Origin of the sequence: Shinella fusca (assembly GCF_014203155.1) — a bacterium.
GTDB lineage: Bacteria > Pseudomonadota > Alphaproteobacteria > Rhizobiales > Rhizobiaceae > Shinella > Shinella fusca.
Window position 1 is genome coordinate 113,347 of the sequence record NZ_JACHIK010000007.1, and the last position, 16,519, is coordinate 129,865.

At 67.3% G+C, this 16,519-nt stretch carries 19 protein-coding genes and 1 tRNA gene; 13 read left to right on the plus strand and 7 right to left on the minus strand.

All coding sequences use genetic code 11. The features are described 5' to 3' along the window. Positions 1 to 19: 19 nt before the first annotated feature. Positions 20 to 448 (minus strand): RbsD/FucU family protein, encoded by a 429-nt coding sequence (locus HNQ66_RS12140; protein WP_184144418.1) that lies wholly within the window; start codon positions 446 to 448, stop codon positions 20 to 22. Next, positions 448 to 1,677, minus strand: a complete 1,230-nt coding sequence (locus tag HNQ66_RS12145; RefSeq protein WP_184144419.1) for an ROK family transcriptional regulator — start codon at positions 1,675 to 1,677, stop codon at positions 448 to 450. The genes HNQ66_RS12140 and HNQ66_RS12145 overlap by 1 nt, the downstream gene beginning before the upstream one ends. 283 nt (positions 1,678 to 1,960) lie before the next feature. Here HNQ66_RS12145 and HNQ66_RS12150 point away from each other — a divergent pair, with 283 nt between their 5' ends. The 5 genes from HNQ66_RS12150 (at position 1,961) to pyrC (ending at position 6,891) form a co-directional block, all read left to right on the plus strand. Then, positions 1,961 to 2,986 (plus strand): sugar ABC transporter substrate-binding protein, encoded by a 1,026-nt coding sequence (locus tag HNQ66_RS12150; protein ID WP_184144420.1) that lies wholly within the window; start codon positions 1,961 to 1,963, stop codon positions 2,984 to 2,986. 286 nt (positions 2,987 to 3,272) lie between these two features. Then, entirely contained in the window at positions 3,273 to 4,391 is a 1,119-nt protein-coding gene (locus tag HNQ66_RS12155) for an ABC transporter permease (RefSeq protein WP_184144421.1), read from the plus strand. Continuing rightward, positions 4,391 to 5,170 (plus strand): ATP-binding cassette domain-containing protein, encoded by a 780-nt coding sequence (locus HNQ66_RS12160; protein ID WP_184144422.1) that lies wholly within the window; start codon positions 4,391 to 4,393, stop codon positions 5,168 to 5,170. Before HNQ66_RS12155 ends, HNQ66_RS12160 begins: the two co-directional genes overlap by 1 nt. After that, positions 5,167 to 5,790, plus strand: coding sequence for a nucleoside triphosphate hydrolase (locus HNQ66_RS12165; protein ID WP_184144423.1), 624 nt, complete (start codon positions 5,167 to 5,169; stop codon positions 5,788 to 5,790). The genes HNQ66_RS12160 and HNQ66_RS12165 overlap by 4 nt, the downstream gene beginning before the upstream one ends. Before the next feature lie 60 nt (positions 5,791 to 5,850). Then, the gene (gene pyrC, locus HNQ66_RS12170; protein ID WP_184144424.1) at positions 5,851 to 6,891 is read left to right on the plus strand and encodes a dihydroorotase; all 1,041 of its coding nucleotides are present in this window, start codon (positions 5,851 to 5,853) and stop codon (positions 6,889 to 6,891) included. 2 nt (positions 6,892 to 6,893) lie between these two features. Here pyrC and HNQ66_RS12175 read toward each other — a convergent pair whose 3' ends face one another. Continuing rightward, complete coding sequence (locus HNQ66_RS12175; protein ID WP_184144425.1) at positions 6,894 to 7,655, minus strand: Crp/Fnr family transcriptional regulator; 762 nt, start codon at positions 7,653 to 7,655, stop codon at positions 6,894 to 6,896. Positions 7,656 to 7,825: 170 nt separating this feature from the next. Between HNQ66_RS12175 and HNQ66_RS12180 the strand changes: the two genes are divergently transcribed. Beyond that, positions 7,826 to 8,224, plus strand: coding sequence for a response regulator transcription factor (locus HNQ66_RS12180; RefSeq protein WP_184144426.1), 399 nt, complete (start codon positions 7,826 to 7,828; stop codon positions 8,222 to 8,224). Here HNQ66_RS12180 and HNQ66_RS12185 read toward each other — a convergent pair. Beyond that, positions 8,215 to 8,664: a DoxX family protein gene (locus HNQ66_RS12185; RefSeq protein WP_184144427.1), complete on the minus strand. Its 450-nt coding sequence runs from the start codon at positions 8,662 to 8,664 to the stop codon at positions 8,215 to 8,217. The two genes, HNQ66_RS12180 and HNQ66_RS12185, sit on opposite strands and share 10 nt — an antisense overlap. Positions 8,665 to 8,843: 179 nt before the next feature. Between HNQ66_RS12185 and HNQ66_RS12190 the strand changes: the two genes are divergently transcribed. Further along, positions 8,844 to 9,143 (plus strand): Rdx family protein, encoded by a 300-nt coding sequence (locus HNQ66_RS12190; protein WP_184144428.1) that lies wholly within the window; start codon positions 8,844 to 8,846, stop codon positions 9,141 to 9,143. A 51-nt stretch (positions 9,144 to 9,194) separates the two neighbouring features. Here HNQ66_RS12190 and HNQ66_RS12195 read toward each other — a convergent pair whose 3' ends face one another. Then, on the minus strand, positions 9,195 to 9,578 hold the full coding sequence (locus HNQ66_RS12195; RefSeq protein ID WP_184144429.1) for a BA14K family protein: 384 nt from the start codon (positions 9,576 to 9,578) through the stop codon (positions 9,195 to 9,197). Between the two features lie 140 nt (positions 9,579 to 9,718). On the opposite strand from HNQ66_RS12195, the gene HNQ66_RS12200 reads away from it, so the two are divergent. The 4 genes from HNQ66_RS12200 (at position 9,719) to gdhA (ending at position 14,055) form a co-directional block, all read left to right on the plus strand. Then, complete coding sequence (locus HNQ66_RS12200) at positions 9,719 to 11,146, plus strand: phosphohexomutase domain-containing protein (RefSeq protein WP_184144430.1); 1,428 nt, start codon at positions 9,719 to 9,721, stop codon at positions 11,144 to 11,146. A gap of 81 nt (positions 11,147 to 11,227) precedes the next feature. Beyond that, positions 11,228 to 11,314 (plus strand) — tRNA-Leu (locus HNQ66_RS12205). A 186-nt stretch (positions 11,315 to 11,500) separates the two neighbouring features. Next, positions 11,501 to 12,646, plus strand: a complete 1,146-nt coding sequence (locus HNQ66_RS12210; protein ID WP_380779198.1) for an HPP family protein — start codon at positions 11,501 to 11,503, stop codon at positions 12,644 to 12,646. Positions 12,647 to 12,699: 53 nt separating this feature from the next. After that, positions 12,700 to 14,055 (plus strand): NADP-specific glutamate dehydrogenase, encoded by a 1,356-nt coding sequence (gene gdhA / locus HNQ66_RS12215; protein WP_184144432.1) that lies wholly within the window; start codon positions 12,700 to 12,702, stop codon positions 14,053 to 14,055. Positions 14,056 to 14,071: 16 nt separating this feature from the next. Here gdhA and HNQ66_RS12220 read toward each other — a convergent pair whose 3' ends face one another. Further along, complete coding sequence (locus HNQ66_RS12220; protein ID WP_184144433.1) at positions 14,072 to 14,584, minus strand: GreA/GreB family elongation factor; 513 nt, start codon at positions 14,582 to 14,584, stop codon at positions 14,072 to 14,074. A gap of 163 nt (positions 14,585 to 14,747) precedes the next feature. Next, positions 14,748 to 15,176, minus strand: a complete 429-nt coding sequence (gene rnk / locus HNQ66_RS12225; RefSeq protein WP_184144434.1) for a nucleoside diphosphate kinase regulator — start codon at positions 15,174 to 15,176, stop codon at positions 14,748 to 14,750. A gap of 332 nt (positions 15,177 to 15,508) precedes the next feature. Here rnk and HNQ66_RS12230 point away from each other — a divergent pair, with 332 nt between their 5' ends. Both HNQ66_RS12230 and HNQ66_RS12235 read left to right on the plus strand, forming a co-directional pair. Further along, positions 15,509 to 16,111, plus strand: coding sequence for a carbonic anhydrase (locus HNQ66_RS12230; RefSeq protein WP_184144435.1), 603 nt, complete (start codon positions 15,509 to 15,511; stop codon positions 16,109 to 16,111). After that, positions 16,112 to 16,465: a DUF488 domain-containing protein gene (locus tag HNQ66_RS12235; RefSeq protein ID WP_184144436.1), complete on the plus strand. Its 354-nt coding sequence runs from the start codon at positions 16,112 to 16,114 to the stop codon at positions 16,463 to 16,465. Positions 16,466 to 16,519: the final 54 nt, after the last annotated feature.

Genomic DNA, 16,519 nt, shown 5'->3' on the forward strand with positions numbered 1-16,519 from the left:
CGGCACGCCGCCGCTGGCGTCAGGGGTAGATCACGCCCTTGCGCAGGATGATGTTGGCGTAGAGCCGCGGCTCGCTTGTCTGCACCAGCGTATGGGCGGCGCGCACGCGGTTGTAGAAATCCGCGCCGACGAGGGGCACGACATTGCGGTCCGGTTCGTGGCGGGCGCAGCAGTCGATCATCTCGCGGTGGACGGGCTCCAGCCGGTCACGCTCCTGGCGGAAGGTGGAGCGGAAGATCGCCTCCTCGACGAAATCGTCGACGGGCATCACCGAGAGGATGGCGTTCAGCACGGGAAGCAGCGTCACACCGTCGAGGCGGATCAGCCTACGGGCATGCTCGACGCCGGGATAGTTGCCGTCGACGATGGCGATCTCGTCGCCGTGGCCCATGGCGCGCAGCGTGGCGAGCAGTTCGGGGCTCAGGATGGGATCGATCCCTTTCAGCATTAGGCAAGCTCCTTGAAGAGGACGTTCTGGTCCGGAAGATAGCGGGAGAAGAGCGGCAGGCTCGCCCCGCCGATCGAGCGGGCGCTGCTGCCGACCGCGCCCTCGATGACCTCCGGCAGGGTGACGCCCTGCAGGTCGAGCCGGGCGATGGCGGCCTGCGTCGCCGCGACGACCCGCTCGCGCACCCAGCCGGGAAAGCCGCCGTCGATGACGACGGCGGAAAAGTCGATGACCGAGGCGGAGGCGACGACGGCCTGGGCGAGCGCGGCGGCGCTGTCCTCGATCCACAGTTCCAGCGGCACGCCGAAATCGATCCAGTCGTCGGGCGAGTACCAGAGCGGCTTGGGATCGATGCCGTGCTCGCGCAGGAGGTTTTCCAGCCGATAGATCGAGGCGATCTTGAGGAGCTGCACCGTCTGGCCGTCGCGGCCCTGTACGGGCAGCGGGCCGATGGCGCCGGCCGTGCCGGTGCGGCCGGTGAAGAGCGCCGAATTGAGCACCACGCCGCCGCCGATGAAGGAGCCGATGAAGAGATAGAGAAAATCGGGATATTGCGGGCCGCGGCCGAAGACGAGCTCGGCCGCGCAGGCACTCGTCGCGTCGTTCTGCAGCACCACCGGATAGGGCACGCGCGCGGCGATTTCCGCTTCGAGATCGAAGCCGCGCCACTGGTCCATCTCGGCCTGCGGCGCGCCGACCTCGCTCGCCCAGCTCCACAGCTCGAAGGGCGCGGCGACGCCGAGGCCGGCGATGCGGCCGCGCTCTTCCGGCGTGATCGAGGCCTCCAGCTCGGCAAGGCCATCTTCCACGAAGGCGAGCAGCGGGCCGGGCATGGGATGGGAGAAGCTGCGGCGTACCCGCCGGCGGATGCCGCCGACGAAGTCCATGAGGACGAGGTCGGCGCTGCGCCGGCCGATCTTCAGGCCGAGCGAATAGACGGCGTCCGGGTTGAGCCGCATCGGCACGGAGGGCTGGCCGACCCGGCCGCGCATCGGCTCGCCGCGCGTCAGCAGCCCCTCGGCCTCCAGCGCGCGCATGATGACGGTGACGGTCTGGGCGGAAAGGCCGCTGCGCCGGGCGATGTCGGCCTTGGAAAGGCTGCCGTGCCGGCGCACCAGCGACATGACGAGGCGCTCGTTGTAGGCGCGCACGCGCACCTGGTTGGCGCCCCCGCTCGGGTCGAGGATTTCGGCCGTCGCGGCGGGTGCCGTCGCGGCATTCTTCGTCATCGTCTCCTCCCGTGCCGTCCGGGCGTCCGGCGCCCCTTCGGTCTTTTATTGGCTGGCATCCGCCTCTTCCACCGGAAACGTCACAGCCCGGGCTTTTCGCCCCTGTTTCGTGAAAGCATGCCACATCGAATTAATAATTCAACTCGATTTATTTATTGACAGGCATTTCCTTTGGTGCTCTTTTTATCCCCGGAAGCACGGACGGCAGGAGGAGACCTGCGGCCCCTGCGACCGGATGGCCCCAGGAGAGGGGCGCATCCCGTTTTGTCCTTGGGAGGATCACATGAAGAAGACCATCGTTTCCGCCGCTCTCGGCGCGCTCGCGCTTGGCGTGGCCTTTGCCTCGCCGGTTTCGGCCGCCGATGTCAGCGCCTGCCTCATCACCAAGACCGATACCAATCCCTTCTTCGTCAAGATGAAGGAAGGCGCCGAGGCGAAAGCCAAGGAACTCGGCGTCACGCTGAAGGCCTATGCCGGCAAGATCGACGGTGATTCGGAAAGCCAGGTCGCCGCCATCGAGACCTGCATCGCCGACGGCGCCAAGGGTATCCTGATCACCGCCTCCGACACGAAGGGCATCGTCCCGACGGTCCAGAAGGCGCGTGACGCGGGCCTGCTCGTCATCGCCCTCGACACGCCGCTCGAGCCGATCGACGCCGCCGACATGACGTTCGCCACCGACAACCTGCTGGCCGGCGAACTGATCGGCAAGTGGGCCGCCGCCACGCTGGGCGATGCCGCCAAGGACGCCAGGGTCGCCTTCCTCGACCTGACGCCGAGCCAGCCGACCGTCGACGTCCTGCGCGACCAGGGCTTCATGAAGGGCTTCGGCATCGACGTGAAGGACATCAACAAGATCGGCGACGAGGACGATCCGCGCATCGTCGGCCACGACGTGACCAACGGCAACGAGGAAGGCGGGCGCACCGCCATGGAAAACCTCCTGCAGAAGGATCCGTCCATCAACGTCGTGCACACCATCAACGAACCGGCCGCTGCCGGCGCCTATGAAGCGCTGAAGGCCGTCGGCAAGGAGAAGGACGTGCTGATCGTGTCGGTCGACGGCGGTTGCCCGGGCGTGCAGAACGTCATCGACGGCGTCATCGGCGCGACCTCGCAGCAGTATCCGCTGATGATGGCGGCGCTCGGCATCGAGGCCATCAAGAAGTTCGCCGACACCGGCGAGAAGCCGCAGGCCACCGAAGGCAAGAACTTCTTCGACACGGGCGTCGCGCTCGTGACCGACAAGCCGGCCGCCGGCGTCGAATCCATCGACACCAAGACCGGCAAGGACAAGTGCTGGGGCTGATGCCCTGAAGCGCCGGCCCGGCATGACCGGGCCGGCCATCCGCCACGGACGGATCGGGTGGCGCGGGCGAACGGCCCGGCAAACGCACCCTTTGTTTTGACAATCGCGAATAGACGTGGGCACCTTTCCAGGGCGGGGGACGGCGGCGGGCCGCATCCTTCCGCAAGGGGAGGAGTGGCCGCATGACGCGGCGGGTGCGCGCAAAGCGGCACCGGCGATGCGTCCGTGTATCATTTCATCCGCAGATGCCGCGACGGTCGGCAAACGGAAGGGGAGGAACAGGATCATGAGCGAGACAACGACGGCCTCGCAGCCCCCGCAGGGCTCGCAGCCCCCGCAGGGTTCGCAACCTGCGCAGGAATTCGAGAAGGTGCTGACCGGCAGTTCCACGCAGGTCGCGTCCTTCGATACCCACGACAAGACACCCATCCAGAAATTCCAGCATTTCCTCCACGGCAGTCCTTCTGCCGTGCCGCTCATCGTGCTCGTCATTTCGGTGGCTGTGTTCGGCGTCCTGCTCGGCGGCAAGTTCTTCTCCGCCTTCACGCTGACGCTCATCCTCCAGCAGGTGGCCATCACCGGCATCGTCGGCGCGGCGCAGACGCTGGTGATCCTGACGGCCGGCATCGACCTCTCGGTCGGCGCGATCATGGTGCTGACCTCGGTCGTCATGGGCCAGTTCACCTTCCGCTACGGCCTGCCGCCGTCGCTCGCCGTGCTCTGCGGCTTCGCCTGCGGGGCGCTCTGCGGCTATATCAACGGCATCCTCGTCGCTCGCATGAAGCTGCCGCCCTTCATCGTCACGCTCGGCATGTGGCAGATCGTCCTCGCCTCGAACTTCCTCTATTCGGCCAACGAGACGATCCGCTCGCAGGACATCTCCGCGCAGGCGCCGCTTCTCCAGCTTTTCGGCGAGAACCTGCGCCTCGGAAACGCGGTCCTCACCTACGGCGTCGTCGCCATGGTGCTGCTCGTGGCGGTGCTCTGGTACGTGCTGAACCACACGGCCTGGGGCCGGCACGTCTATGCGGTCGGCGACGACCCGGACGCGGCGGAGCTTGCCGGCGTCAACGTCAAGCGCATGCTGGTCTCGATCTACACGCTCTCCGGCCTCATCTGCGCGCTGGCGGGCTGGACGCTCATCGGCCGTATCGGCTCGGTCTCCCCGACCGCCGGCCAGTTCGCCAATATCGAATCGATCACCGCCGTGGTGATCGGCGGCATCTCGCTCTTCGGCGGGCGCGGCTCCATCCTCGGCATGCTGTTCGGCGCGCTCATCGTCGGCGTCTTCTCGCTCGGCCTTCGCCTCGTCGGCACGGACCCGCAATGGACCTATCTCCTGATCGGCGTCCTCATCATCTCGGCAGTCGCAATCGACCAGTGGATCAGAAAGGTAGCAGGCTGATGGCACAGGAACCCATTCTCTCCGCCCGCGGCCTCGTCAAGCGCTACGGCCGCGTCACCGCCCTCGACAATGCGGATTTCGACCTCTATCCCGGCGAAATCCTCGCCGTGATCGGCGACAACGGCGCGGGCAAGTCCTCCATGATCAAGGCGATCTCCGGCGCCATCACGCCGGACGAGGGCGAGATCAGGCTGGAAGGCAGGCCCGTCACCTTCCGCTCGCCCATCGAGGCGCGCAAGGCCGGCATCGAGACCGTCTACCAGAACCTCGCGCTCTCGCCGGCGCTGTCGATCGCCGACAACATGTTCCTCGGCCGCGAGATCAGGAAGCCCGGCATCATGGGCAGCGTCCTGCGCAAGCTCGACCGCGGCGCGATGGAGAAATTCGCCCGCGACAAGCTCTCCGAGCTCGGCCTGATGACGATCCAGAACATCAACCAGGCGGTGGAAACGCTCTCGGGCGGCCAGCGCCAGGGCGTGGCGGTGGCGCGCGCGGCCGCCTTCGGCTCCAAGGTCATCATCCTCGACGAACCGACGGCCGCGCTCGGCGTCAAGGAAAGCCGGCGCGTCCTGGAACTCATCCTCGACGTGCGCCGGCGCGGCATCCCCATCGTGCTCATCTCGCACAACATGCCGCATGTCTTCGAGGTGGCCGACCGTATACATATCCACCGGCTGGGCCGGCGGTTGACGGTCATCAACCCGAAGGACTACACCATGTCCGACGCCGTCGCCTTCATGACCGGGGCAAAGGCGCCCTCGGAGGCCGTCGCCGCATGATATCGCCTGCCACGATCGTGGATGCACTCCAGCGGCGCGCGGGGAACGCGCGCCGCTTCCTCGTCGGTCTCGCCGGCCCGCCGGCCGCCGGCAAGTCGACGCTTGCCGAGGCGCTGCGGGAAAACCTCCTCGCCCGCGGCGAGAGCGCCGAGATCCTGCCGATGGACGGCTTCCACATGGATAACGCCATCCTTGCCGAACGCGGCCTCCTGCAGCGCAAGGGCGTGCCGGAGAGCTTCGACGGCCGCGGCTTCGTCGATATCGTCAACGCGCTGAAGCGGGCCGAGGGCGAGGTGCTGGTGCCGGTCTTCGACCGCTCGCGCGAGCTTGCCGTCAACGCCGCCCGCGCGATCCCGCTGGAGACGCGCTTCGTCCTCGCGGAGGGCAATTACCTGCTCTTCAGGGATGCGCCCTGGGACAGGCTCGACGGCGTCTTCGACTTCACCATCTTCGTCGGCCCGCCCTACAAGGTGCTGGAGGAACGGCTGCGCCAGCGCTGGCTGGGCTATGCGTTGCCGGCGGACGAGATCCAGTGGAAGCTCTACGGCAACGACCTGCCGAACGGAAAGCGCATCCTCGAGAATTCCCGGCCCGCCGACCTTCATCTCGACCTTTTCTGAGGCGATTGTCCTTCGTCGCCACGGGTGCTATCGCAGCCGTGAAGATAGGAAGTGACGCCCATGACCACAGAACTCACCATCCGCCGGCCGGACGACTGGCACCTGCACCTGCGCGACGGAGCCATGCTGGAAGGCGTGATCGGCGATACCAGCCGCCATTTCGCCCGTGCGATCATCATGCCGAACCTCGTGCCGCCGGTCGTCACCACCGCCGATGCCGGCGCCTATCGCGACCGCATCCTCGCCGCGCTGCCGAAAGGCGACCGCTTCGAGCCGCTGATGACACTCTACCTCACCGAGCACACCGACCCGGACGACGTGGAAGCCGGTTTCCGCAGCGGCCTGATCCGCGCGGTAAAACTCTACCCGGCCGGCGCGACGACCAATTCGCACGGCGGCGTGCGCGACATCGAAAAGGCGATGCCCGTGCTGGAGCGCATGGCGGAGATCGGCCTGACGCTCTGCGTGCACGGCGAGGTGACGACGCCGGAGGTCGATATCTTCGACCGCGAGGCCGTGTTCATCGAGACGGTGCTCGACCCGCTGCGCCGGCGCCTGCCGGAGCTGCGCGTGACTATGGAGCATGTCACGACGAAGAACGGCGTCGACTACATCAAGGCGTCGAGCGCGAACCTTGCCGGCTCGATCACCACGCACCACCTCATCATCAACCGCAACGCCATCCTCGTCGGCGGCATCAAGCCGCATTATTATTGCCTGCCCGTCGCCAAGCGCGAGGAGCACCGGCTGGCGCTGCGCGCTGCCGCCACGTCCGGCGACACGCGTTTCTTCCTCGGCACGGATTCGGCCCCGCATGTCGATCCGCTCAAGGAATGCGCCTGCGGCTGCGCCGGCATCTACACCTCGATCAACACGATGAGCTGCCTTGCCCATGTCTTCGAGGAAGAGGACGCGCTTGCGCGGCTGGAGGCCTTCGCCTCGCTGAACGGTCCGGCCTGGTACGGCCTGCCGGCGAACGAGGAGACGATCCGCCTCGTCCGGCGCGCCGAGCCGGTCGCCTTCCCGGCGAAGATCGAGACGGGCGCGGGGCCGGTGACGGTGTTCGACCCGATGTTCCCGCTGCATTGGGACGTCGCCTGACGCTATATGAAGGGGCGGGGCTCGCGCTTCAGCCCTTCCCAGCCCGAAAGGGCGAGCAGGCCGTCCGCATCGAGGATCTCGCAGCCCCGGTCCTGCCAGCGCATCAGCTTGCGGTCGGCGAGCTTGCGCAGCGTCTTGTTCGTGTGGACGAGCGACAGGCCGAGCGTGTCGGCGATATGCTGCTGGGTGATGGGGATGACACGCCGCCCGCCGGCAGCGCCCGTCGCGCGCGCCCGCTGGTGGATGAAGGACAGGAGATAGGCGGTGCGCTCCAGCGCCGTGCGCCGGCCGATACTGAGCAGGTGCTCGTCGAGGATGCTTTCCTCCTGCGCGGCGATCCAGGTGAGGTCGTAGGCAAGCGAGGCGTGGCGCTCGAAGAGCCTGCCGAGCTGGGCGCGCTCGAAGACGCAGAGCGTCACCGGCGTCAGCGCCTCCACCGAATGGTCCATCTCGCCCATCAGGCTGCCCTGGAGCCCGACGAGGTCGCCGGGGAGCACATAGTTCATGATCTGCCGCCGCCCGTCCGTCAGCAGCTTGTAGCGGAAGGCCCAGCCCGAGAGCAGGGTGAAGAGATGGGCGCTGTGCATGCCCTCCACGAGCACGGTCGCGCCGCGCTCGACCGAAAGCTCCCCGCGCTTGAACTGCGCGACGAAGTCCAGTTCCTTCGCTGAAAAATCCCGGAAGGTCGGAAGGCTCCTGAGGGGACATTGCTGGCAGGGCGTCTGCCATTTCGTCTGGTGTCCGCGCGTCGTCTCGCCTGCCATCGTGCCCCGTTCCCCGTTTCCCCCGGCTGGCGGGGGGAACGTCGCGGGACCGTCCTTGTTCCGCTCTTGCTATGTCTTTTTTAAATGACAGCAAAATGGCCCGGACACACAGTCCGCCTCCCGAACCGCCGCGATTTGCGGCGGTCCGCTATGGATAGGAGTGCGGCACCATGAAGACCGATCTTCCGCACATCTTGATCGCCGAGCCCGAATTCCTGATCGCGCTCGATGCGGAATATCTGATCAAGGCGGCATTCGATTGCCGCGTCACCCTGCAGCGGCCCGAACAGGTCGACCATTGGGATTTAGCGGCGCTTGCCGATGTCGATCTCTGCCTGCTCGACGTGCCGGGCGAAACCGCGGAAACGCTCGCGCGCATCCGGCGGCTGGTCGACAAGGGCGTGCCGCTGCTTCTGACGACCATTTCGGAGATCCAGCGCGGCGGCGTCACCGGCTTCGAGGTCGTCCCGGTCGTCACGAAGCCCTTCGAGGCGGAGACGCTGACCGCCCTGGTCAAGGCGCGGCTGCGGCCAAGGCCGCAACCGCTCGAGACGACGGATCAGAACTGACGGCCGAGCCTGGCGTCGAGCGAATGGCGGTTGGCGCCGCGCACTGCGAAGAAGAACAGGATCAGCGTCCACAGGATGGATTTCTCTGCGCCCATCAGGCCCTGATCCTGCACGATGCCGTGGAAATAGACGGTGACGGCGAGCACGATCATGCCGGCGAAGGCGGCCGGGCGGGTGAGAAGGCCGATGGCGATGAGGATGCCGCCGAAGAACTCGGTGGCCGAAAGCAGCGGCGACCAGAATGCGCCCGGATAGAAGCCGAGGCTTTCCACCATGCCGCTCGCGCCGAACGGATCGAGGATCTTGCCGTAGCCGTGCGTGGCGAGCAGCAGGCCGGCGGCAACGCGCAGCAGCGTCTCGGCCCCTTCGCCCAATGCCGAATAGACGCGCCCGAGGGCGGGCACGATGAGGCGGGGACGGTCGGTGGCGATCTCGGTCATGGAATCTCCTGTCGGAATGTTGCGTTCGCCCTCTCTCCGGCAGGCCGGTGACGGGGGCAAGACGGGCGCCGACAAAACATGATAAATTAAGTTGACTTTTTCGTGAGCGGATCGCAATCAGCCGCGTGCCAAAAGGCGCCGCCTGCTTTATGCTTTCCCGCCCACCATGGAGAGATGTCATGTCCGACGAAAAACCGCGCGTCTCGATCCTTTACTGCACCCAGTGCAACTGGCTGCTGCGGGCCGGCTGGATGGCGCAGGAGCTTCTGTCGACCTTTTCCGATGCGCTCGGAGAGGTCGCGCTGATCCCCGGAACCGGCGGCAATTTCGAGATCCGCGTCGGCGAGGTGCTTGTCTGGGAGCGCAAGCGCGACGGCGGCTTCCCCGGCCCCAAGGAACTGAAGCAGCGGGTGCGCGACGTCATCGAGCCGGGCCGCGACCTCGGCCATACCGACCGGGCGGACCACACGCAGGGCTGAAACGAAGACGGCGGGCCGAAGCCCGCCGCCGTTTGCATCCTTGCCTGCCGCTCACCGATAGGGCGAATGGCAGACCCGGTAGATCCCGCCGCCCGCATGGTAACGGTTGGTCGCGGGGTCGTAGGTGCGGTAGCGGTTGAGGCACCAGTTCACATGCGCCCGGCGTCCGCCGCCATAGTAGCGCGGCCGCTCCCAGCGGGGGCGATAGTAGCGCCGCTCGTAGCCGTAGTGCGGGCGGTAGTAACGGCGGTGGTAGTAGCGCGGCCGGCATCCGTAGCCGACGCAGAATTCCACCTGCGCCTGCGTGACGTCGCTCTTCGTCTGGACGTTCATGTCCGGCACGGCCAGCGGAACGGCCTCGGCCGCACCCATGGGCGCGACGGCGGAGGCGATCCCCATCGCGCAACCGAAAACAAGATTTCGAATCTTCGACATGTTGATCCTCTCTATCCTGGCGGGATATTTCCCTGTCACGTCCCTATCGCGTATTACGGGCGCACTTTTTGTTTTATTCGTGATCGCGCACATGGATCCATGGCGCGGCACGCGCCCGCAAGGGACAGGAGAGGTATCGAATGAGCCTGAAATTCGGAACCAGCGGCCTCAGGGGGCTTTCGGTCGATCTCGAGGGGCCGGCGACCGCGCTCTATGCGGCCGCCTTCGCCCGGCATCTCCTGCAGTCCGGCCTTGCCCGGCCGGGTGACGAGGTTCTGGTCGGCCGCGATTTCCGCGCATCGAGCCCGGCCATTTCCGCCATCGCCATCGCCGCGCTCCGCAAGGCCGGCCTTGCCCCGCGCGACTGCGGCACCCTGCCGACGCCCGCGCTCGCCCTGCTCGGCCTGAAGCGCCATGCGGCGGCGCTGATGGTGACGGGCTCGCACATCCCCGCCGACCGCAACGGCATCAAGTTCTACCGGCCGGACGGCGAGATCGACAAGGCGGACGAGGCCGCGATCACCGCCGCGGCCGCGTCGATCCGCGCCGAGGGCATGCCCATCGCCGCGCAGGAGACGGCGGAAGACCTCGGCGCTGCCGCCACCGATCTTTACGAGACCCGCAACCGCGCGCTCCTGCCGGAAGGCAGCCTTTCGACCCTGCGGGTCGGCGTCTACCAGCATTCCACGGTGGCCCGCGATCTCTTCGTCTCGGTCCTCACCCACTATGGCGCGGACGTCGTGGCGCTCGGCCGTTCGGAAACTTTCATTCCGGTGGATACCGAGGCGGTCTCCGCCGAGACCGTCGCGCTGCTGCAGGGCTGGGCGCTCGAACACGGGCTCGATGCGGTCGTCTCGGCCGACGGCGACGGCGACCGGCCGCTCGTTACCGACGAGACAGGCACGCCCATCCGCGGCGACCTCGTCGGGCTGATCGCGGCCCGCTTCCTCGGCGCAGAGGCGTTGGCCACCCCGGTCACCTCCAATTCCGGCATAGAGGCGGCCGTCACGGCCAGGGTGCTGCGCACCCGCGTCGGCTCGCCCTTCGTGATCGCCGCCATGAACGAGGCGGTCGCCGCGGGCGAAAAGGCGGTGGTGGGCTTCGAGGCGAACGGCGGCACGCTGACCGCGACCCCCTTTTCCGTCAACGGACATACGCTCGCCCCGCTGCCGACCCGCGACAGCCTGATGCCGATCCTCGCCGTCCTTTCGCTGGCGGCCGGCGGCAAGGCGCCGCTTTCGCAGATTACGCGCGGCTTCGCCCTGCCGGCCGCCGCCAGCGACCGGCTGGAGGATTTCCCGGTCGAGACGAGCGCCGAGCTGATGGCCGAGCTGCGCTCCGGGCCGGGCCCGCTTGCGGCCTTCCTCGCGCCGATCGGCGTGCCGGCGAAGACGAGCGACATCGACGGGCTGCGCGTGACGCTGGAAGACGCGAGCGTCATCCATTTCCGCCCGTCCGGCAATGCGCCGGAAATGCGCTGCTACGTGGAGGCCGCCGACGAGGCCGCCGCCGCCCGCCTCCTGGAGGCGGGGCTCTCGCGCATCCGTGCCTGGGCGGTGAGCCGCTGAGCGGCTTTTCGCCAAGCTGTTGCGAAAACTTCAAAAAGCCTGTTGACACCGGCGGGCGCTCCTTCTACATGCGTCTCCGTCGCCCAGATGGCGGAATTGGTAGACGCGCCAGCTTCAGGTGCTGGTACTCGAAAGGGTGTGGAGGTTCGAGTCCTCTTCTGGGCACCAAATTCCGTTCCGGTCTTTCCGGAACCTGCCAAAAAGCCCGGCTTGCCGGGCTTTTTTGTTGCCTGCGATTCGCCTGCCAGCGCGCTTTCGGCGAAACAGAATCTTTCCGGCGCACTCTTGCGTCGCCCGCGCGATGCGCACATAAGCCACGGGACGTTTTCTGCCTCTTTTCTCATCAGGATCATCGTGGCCGCCTCGAAGCACGATGCCCGCAAAACGGGCTTTTGGTCAAAATATCGGCTGTTTGTCCCCATCCTGGCCGGCGCCACCCTCAAGGAACGCCTGATCGGCTGCGTGGGCGCGCTGATCGGCATCTGCCTTACCGGCCTCGTCTGCGGCCTCGCCATGGGCGAGGGCCCGCATCTTCCGCTGATCGTCGCCCCGGTCGGCGCCTCCGCCGTCCTGCTCTTCGCCGTGCCCGCCAGCCCGCTCGCCCAGCCCTGGTCCATCGTCGGCGGCAACACCATTTCCGCCCTGGTCGGCGTCACCGTCGCCGCGCTCGTCACCGATCCGGCGCTCGCCATCGGCCTTGCCGTCGCGCTTGCCATCCTCGCCATGTCGCTCACCCGCTCGCTGCATCCGCCGGGGGGCGCCGCCGCGCTCACCGCGGTCATCGGCGGGGCGGCCGTCACCCGCGCCGGCTTCTGGTTCCCGCTCGTTCCCGTCGCGGTCAATTCGCTGCTTCTCGTCGGCGTCGGCATGCTGTTCCACCGGCTTTCCCGCCGGCAATATCCGCACCGTCAGACGGTCGCGCCCGTCAATGCGCACCGCACCGCCGATCCGCCGGCCGCCTTCCGCGTCGGCTTCAACACGGCCGATATCGATGCGGCCGTCGCCAGCCTGAACGAGACCCTCGACATCAGCCGTGCCGACCTCGACGCGCTGCTGCGGCAGGTGGAGTTGCAATCGCTCCTGCGCCAGCACGGCGAGCTCACCTGCGCCGACGTCATGTCCCGCGACGTGGTGACGACCGTGCCCGACGCCAGCGCCGAGACGGTGCGCGGCCTCCTGCTCGCCCACGACATCCGCACCCTGCCCGTGCTCGACGGCGAGGGCCGGCTTGCCGGCACGGTCGGCCTGCGCGAGCTTGCCGCCGCCGCGCCCGATGCCCGCCTGCCGGTCTCGCAGGCGGCGACGGCGAAGGCCGGCGACCCCGCCATCGGCCTCGTGCCGCGCCTGACGGACGGGACGATCCATGCCGTCGTCGTGACCGACGGCGACAACCGGGTCGTCGGCATCATTTCCCAGACCGACCTTCTGGCGATGCTCGCCAAGAGCCTCTCCGAGACCCGCCCCATACCCATGATGGCCGGCCACGGGCAGGGCATATGAAAGGCCGGTCCCGCAAGTTTTCCAGAAAGCATGAAAGATGAAGGAGTATTAGAATGGCGACTGTCGACGAGAAGCTCGAACCTGTGCTTGCCCAGGTCCTGAAGCGCAACCCCGCCGAACCCGAATTCCATCAGGCCGTGCGCGAGGTGCTGGAAAGCCTCGGCCTCGTCGTCTCCAAGCATCCGGACTACCTCGCCGACGCGCTGATCGAGCGCATCTGCGAGCCGGAGCGCCAGATCATCTTCCGCGTGCCGTGGGTCGACGACAAGGGCCAGGTGCAGATCAACCGCGGCTTCCGCGTGCAGTTCAATTCGGCGCTCGGCCCCTACAAGGGCGGCCTTCGCTTCCATCCCTCCGTCAATCTCGGCATCATCAAGTTCCTCGGCTTCGAGCAGATCTTCAAGAATGCGCTGACGGGCCTGCCGATCGGCGGCGGCAAGGGCGGCTCCGACTTCGATCCCAAGGGCAAGTCGGACGGCGAGATCATGCGCTTCTGCCAGTCCTTCATGACGGAGCTGCACCGCCACCTCGGCGAATACACCGACGTTCCGGCCGGCGATATCGGCGTCAGCGGGCGCGAGATCGGCTGGATGTTCGGCCAGTACAAGCGCCTGACCAACCGCTTCGAGGCGGGCGTCTTCACCGGCAAGGGCCTCAGCTACGGCGGCTCGCTGGTGCGCAAGGAAGCGACCGGCTACGGCGCGGTCTACTTCACCCGCGCCATGCTCTCCACCAAGGGCACGGATTTCGAGGGCAAGCGCGTCACCGTCTCGGGCTCCGGCAACGTGGCGATCTATGCCATCGAGCAGGCGCTCGACTACGGCGCCAGGGTCGTCGCCTGCTCCGACAGCAGCGGCTATCTCGTCGACGAGGAGGGCATCGACCTCGCCCTCGTCAAGGAGATCAAGGAAGTGCGCCGCGAGCGCCTTTCGGAATATGCCCGCGCCAAGGCGAAGGGCGTGCATTTCATCCCGGCCGGCAAAGGCTCGATCTGGGATGTGCCGTGCGACGTGGCGCTGCCTTGCGCCACGCAGAACGAGCTTTCCGGCAAGGATGCCAGGACCCTGATCGCCAACGGCGTGATCGCCGTCGCCGAGGGCGCCAACATGCCGTCGACGCCGGAAGCGGTGCGCATCTTCCAGGACGCCGGCGTGCTCTTCGGCCCCGGCAAGGCGGCCAATGCCGGCGGCGTCGCCACCTCGGCGCTCGAAATGCAGCAGAACGCCAGCCGCGATAGCTGGAGCTTCGAGCAGACGCGCGAACGGCTCGGCCAGATCATGCAGGGCATCCACGACCGTTGCGCCGAGACCGCCGATGAATACGGCGCCAAGGGCAATTACGTGCTCGGCGCCAACATTGCCGGCTTCATCCGCGTGGCCGAAGCCATGCGCGCGCAGGGCGTCATCTGATCGCACCTGCCGATCCTCATGCCGCAGACGGCCCCGGACCCGGTCCGGGGCCGTTTTCGTTGGCCGGGTCGAAGGCGCGCTCGTCAAGGCCGCCGGCAATCAGCCTGAAGACCGGGCGCACGTCGGCCGGAACGGAAGCGCCGGTCCCCGCCTGGAAATGCACCTTCTCCAGCGCCACCCAGTCGCGAATGCCCTCCGGCCGGTCGAAGGTCATGGCCTCGCCCTCGCGAAGGCCGACAAGCGCAAGGCCGTAGAAGGTGGTCACCGGCAGGAAGACGCCGCCCGGCGCATAGGTGCCGGGAAGGCAGATCGTGCGGGTATCGGTAAGCCCGCTTGCGCAGCGGAACGTGACGCGCGCGTCGATCGTCGCAAGATCGGCGGGGATGCGGCTTTCGGCCGGCAGGCGGCCTGCCGTCAGTTTCCGTTCGAGGAGCGCGAGCCATTCCGGCGTCAGCGGCGACCAGTCGCGCAGCATCCGTTCCAGTACATATCCGTCCCTTGCCGTCAGCGTTGCGGGATCCTGTCTCATAGCATTCTCCATCCTGCCCGCACGGGAGGCGGGGCATTCGACATCCATCATGGAGACGCCCCCTGGCCGCGGATGCGGCGCAGGGGGTCAGGATCCTGCGACGAGGCAACCTCCGATGCGTCCGGACTGGGAGAAGGAGAGGAATTTCATGGCGGCCGGTGCCTCAGGAGGCGCGGGCCGCATCCGGCGCGGCTTCGTGCACGGCGATCACGCTGAGGCGCCGGCCCTTGCCGTCGCGCGCGGCCCATTCGATCGACTGGCCGGCGGACATGCCGAGAAGCGCCGCGCCGACCGGCGTCAGCACGGAGATGCGCTGGCGGGAGATGTCGGCATCCTTCGGGAAGACGAGCTCGGCGCTCTGCGGCGCCTCGTCGTCGATGCGGAATTCGGCGACCGAGCCCATGCGCACGATGCCCGGTGCCATGCGCGCGTCGTCGACGATCTTCGCGCGGTCGAGCTCGGCGGCCAGCAGCTCGGCGGCCTGCGGATCGCGCTCGGCCAGCATGTCGGCAAGGTTGGAGAGCCGCGCATGCTCGGAGCGGGCGATGGTGATGGCGGGCAGGCGGCCCGCCCTGGTCTTGGTGGCGGTCATGGAAAACCTCATGGGCTCCCGCAGCCTGGGGATGCGGGCAAGGAATGAAAAAGAAGATGGTGTCGCGCTGGTCCGGTGCGGTTCGCCTGAAGAAACGGAACCGCTTTCGCCCCACGGCCGGGGCGCGACGCGGCCGGGCCGGGGGCTAGTGTCCTGCGAGAGGAAACAGCCGCTTCAGAAATCGGGCGATGGAGAGCGTCGTCGTCATGCCCCATGATGGGCCGCTGGCGGCGGTAAAGTCAAGCGCAAGGCCCTGCGACCGACTGGCGGTTTGACAGAAGCCAGTTCAGGGTCGATAGCTCGGCTATCCCTTAAGAATGGAGTGCTTGCCGATGATCGAGAGTCTGTTTGCCAACAACCGGGCATGGTCCGCCGAACGCAAGGCGGAAAAGGCCGACTATTTCGACCGTCTGGCCAAGCTGCAGGAGCCGGAATATCTCTGGATCGGCTGTTCCGACAGCCGCGTGCCGGCAAACGTCATCGCCGGCCTGGAGCCGGGCGAGGTCTTCGTCCACCGCAACGTCTCCAACCTCATCCATCCGACCGACCTCAACATGCTCTCGGTCGTCGAATATGCCGTGCGCCAGCTCGGCGTGAAGCATATCATCATCTGCGGGCACTACGGCTGCGGCGGCATCCGCGCGGCCGTCAGCGGCGAGCGCTTCGGGCTCATCGACCATTGGCTCCAGCCGGTGCGCGACGTCGCCGACCGTAGTTTCGAATGCCGCGAATGCGGGACATGGAGCGAAGGCGATCTCGACCGGCTCTGCGAGGCCTCCGTCGTTGCGCAGGTCGAGCGCCTCGCGCGCACGCCCACCATCCAGACGGCCTGGCAGGAGGGCCGCGAGGTCGCCATCCACGGCTGGGTCTACGGCCTGAAGGACGGCCTCCTCTCCAACCTCAACTGCACCGTCAGGGGAAACCGGGAGGGATAGATGCCCGTCAGGATCAAGCGCGTCTACGACGCACCAGCCAAGGAGGACGGCGAGCGCATCCTCGTCGACCGCCTCTGGCCGCGCGGCCTTTCGAAGGAAAAGGCGCATCTCGACGAATGGATGAAGGATATCGCGCCGTCGCCGGCGCTTCGCCAATGGTTCGGCCACAAGCCGGAGCGCTGGGAAGCGTTCCTGGCGCGCTACCGGCAGGAGCTGAAGGGCAATCCCCTGCTGGACGACCTCAGCCGGCGCGCGGCGGCGGGAACGGTGACGCTGCTCTACGGCGCGCGCGACGAGAAGCGGAACCAGGCGGTGGTGCTTGCCGGCATTCTCGGCGAGAAGCCGGGGGCCTGATTTCATTTGCCTGGGAAGGAAAACGGCGCGATCCTTGCGGATCACGCAGGGAGG

Bases quoted from the DNA above. Each gene is read 5' to 3' on its own strand.
- HNQ66_RS12140 (WP_184144418.1), bottom strand. From the start codon at position 448: ATGCTGAAAGGGATCGATCCCATCCTGAGCCCCGAACTGCTCGCCACG.
- HNQ66_RS12145 (WP_184144419.1), bottom strand. From the start codon at position 1,677: ATGACGAAGAATGCCGCGACGGCACCCGCCGCGACGGCCGAAATCCTC.
- HNQ66_RS12150 (WP_184144420.1), top strand. From the start codon at position 1,961: ATGAAGAAGACCATCGTTTCCGCCGCTCTCGGCGCGCTCGCGCTTGGC.
- HNQ66_RS12155 (WP_184144421.1), top strand. From the start codon at position 3,273: ATGAGCGAGACAACGACGGCCTCGCAGCCCCCGCAGGGCTCGCAGCCC.
- HNQ66_RS12160 (WP_184144422.1), top strand. From the start codon at position 4,391: ATGGCACAGGAACCCATTCTCTCCGCCCGCGGCCTCGTCAAGCGCTAC.
- HNQ66_RS12165 (WP_184144423.1), top strand. From the start codon at position 5,167: ATGATATCGCCTGCCACGATCGTGGATGCACTCCAGCGGCGCGCGGGG.
- pyrC (WP_184144424.1), top strand. From the start codon at position 5,851: ATGACCACAGAACTCACCATCCGCCGGCCGGACGACTGGCACCTGCAC.
- HNQ66_RS12175 (WP_184144425.1), bottom strand. From the start codon at position 7,655: ATGGCAGGCGAGACGACGCGCGGACACCAGACGAAATGGCAGACGCCC.
- HNQ66_RS12180 (WP_184144426.1), top strand. From the start codon at position 7,826: ATGAAGACCGATCTTCCGCACATCTTGATCGCCGAGCCCGAATTCCTG.
- HNQ66_RS12185 (WP_184144427.1), bottom strand. From the start codon at position 8,664: ATGACCGAGATCGCCACCGACCGTCCCCGCCTCATCGTGCCCGCCCTC.
- HNQ66_RS12190 (WP_184144428.1), top strand. From the start codon at position 8,844: ATGTCCGACGAAAAACCGCGCGTCTCGATCCTTTACTGCACCCAGTGC.
- HNQ66_RS12195 (WP_184144429.1), bottom strand. From the start codon at position 9,578: ATGTCGAAGATTCGAAATCTTGTTTTCGGTTGCGCGATGGGGATCGCC.
- HNQ66_RS12200 (WP_184144430.1), top strand. From the start codon at position 9,719: ATGAGCCTGAAATTCGGAACCAGCGGCCTCAGGGGGCTTTCGGTCGAT.
- gdhA (WP_184144432.1), top strand. From the start codon at position 12,700: ATGGCGACTGTCGACGAGAAGCTCGAACCTGTGCTTGCCCAGGTCCTG.
- HNQ66_RS12220 (WP_184144433.1), bottom strand. From the start codon at position 14,584: ATGAGACAGGATCCCGCAACGCTGACGGCAAGGGACGGATATGTACTG.
- rnk (WP_184144434.1), bottom strand. From the start codon at position 15,176: ATGACCGCCACCAAGACCAGGGCGGGCCGCCTGCCCGCCATCACCATC.
- HNQ66_RS12230 (WP_184144435.1), top strand. From the start codon at position 15,509: ATGATCGAGAGTCTGTTTGCCAACAACCGGGCATGGTCCGCCGAACGC.
- HNQ66_RS12235 (WP_184144436.1), top strand. From the start codon at position 16,112: ATGCCCGTCAGGATCAAGCGCGTCTACGACGCACCAGCCAAGGAGGAC.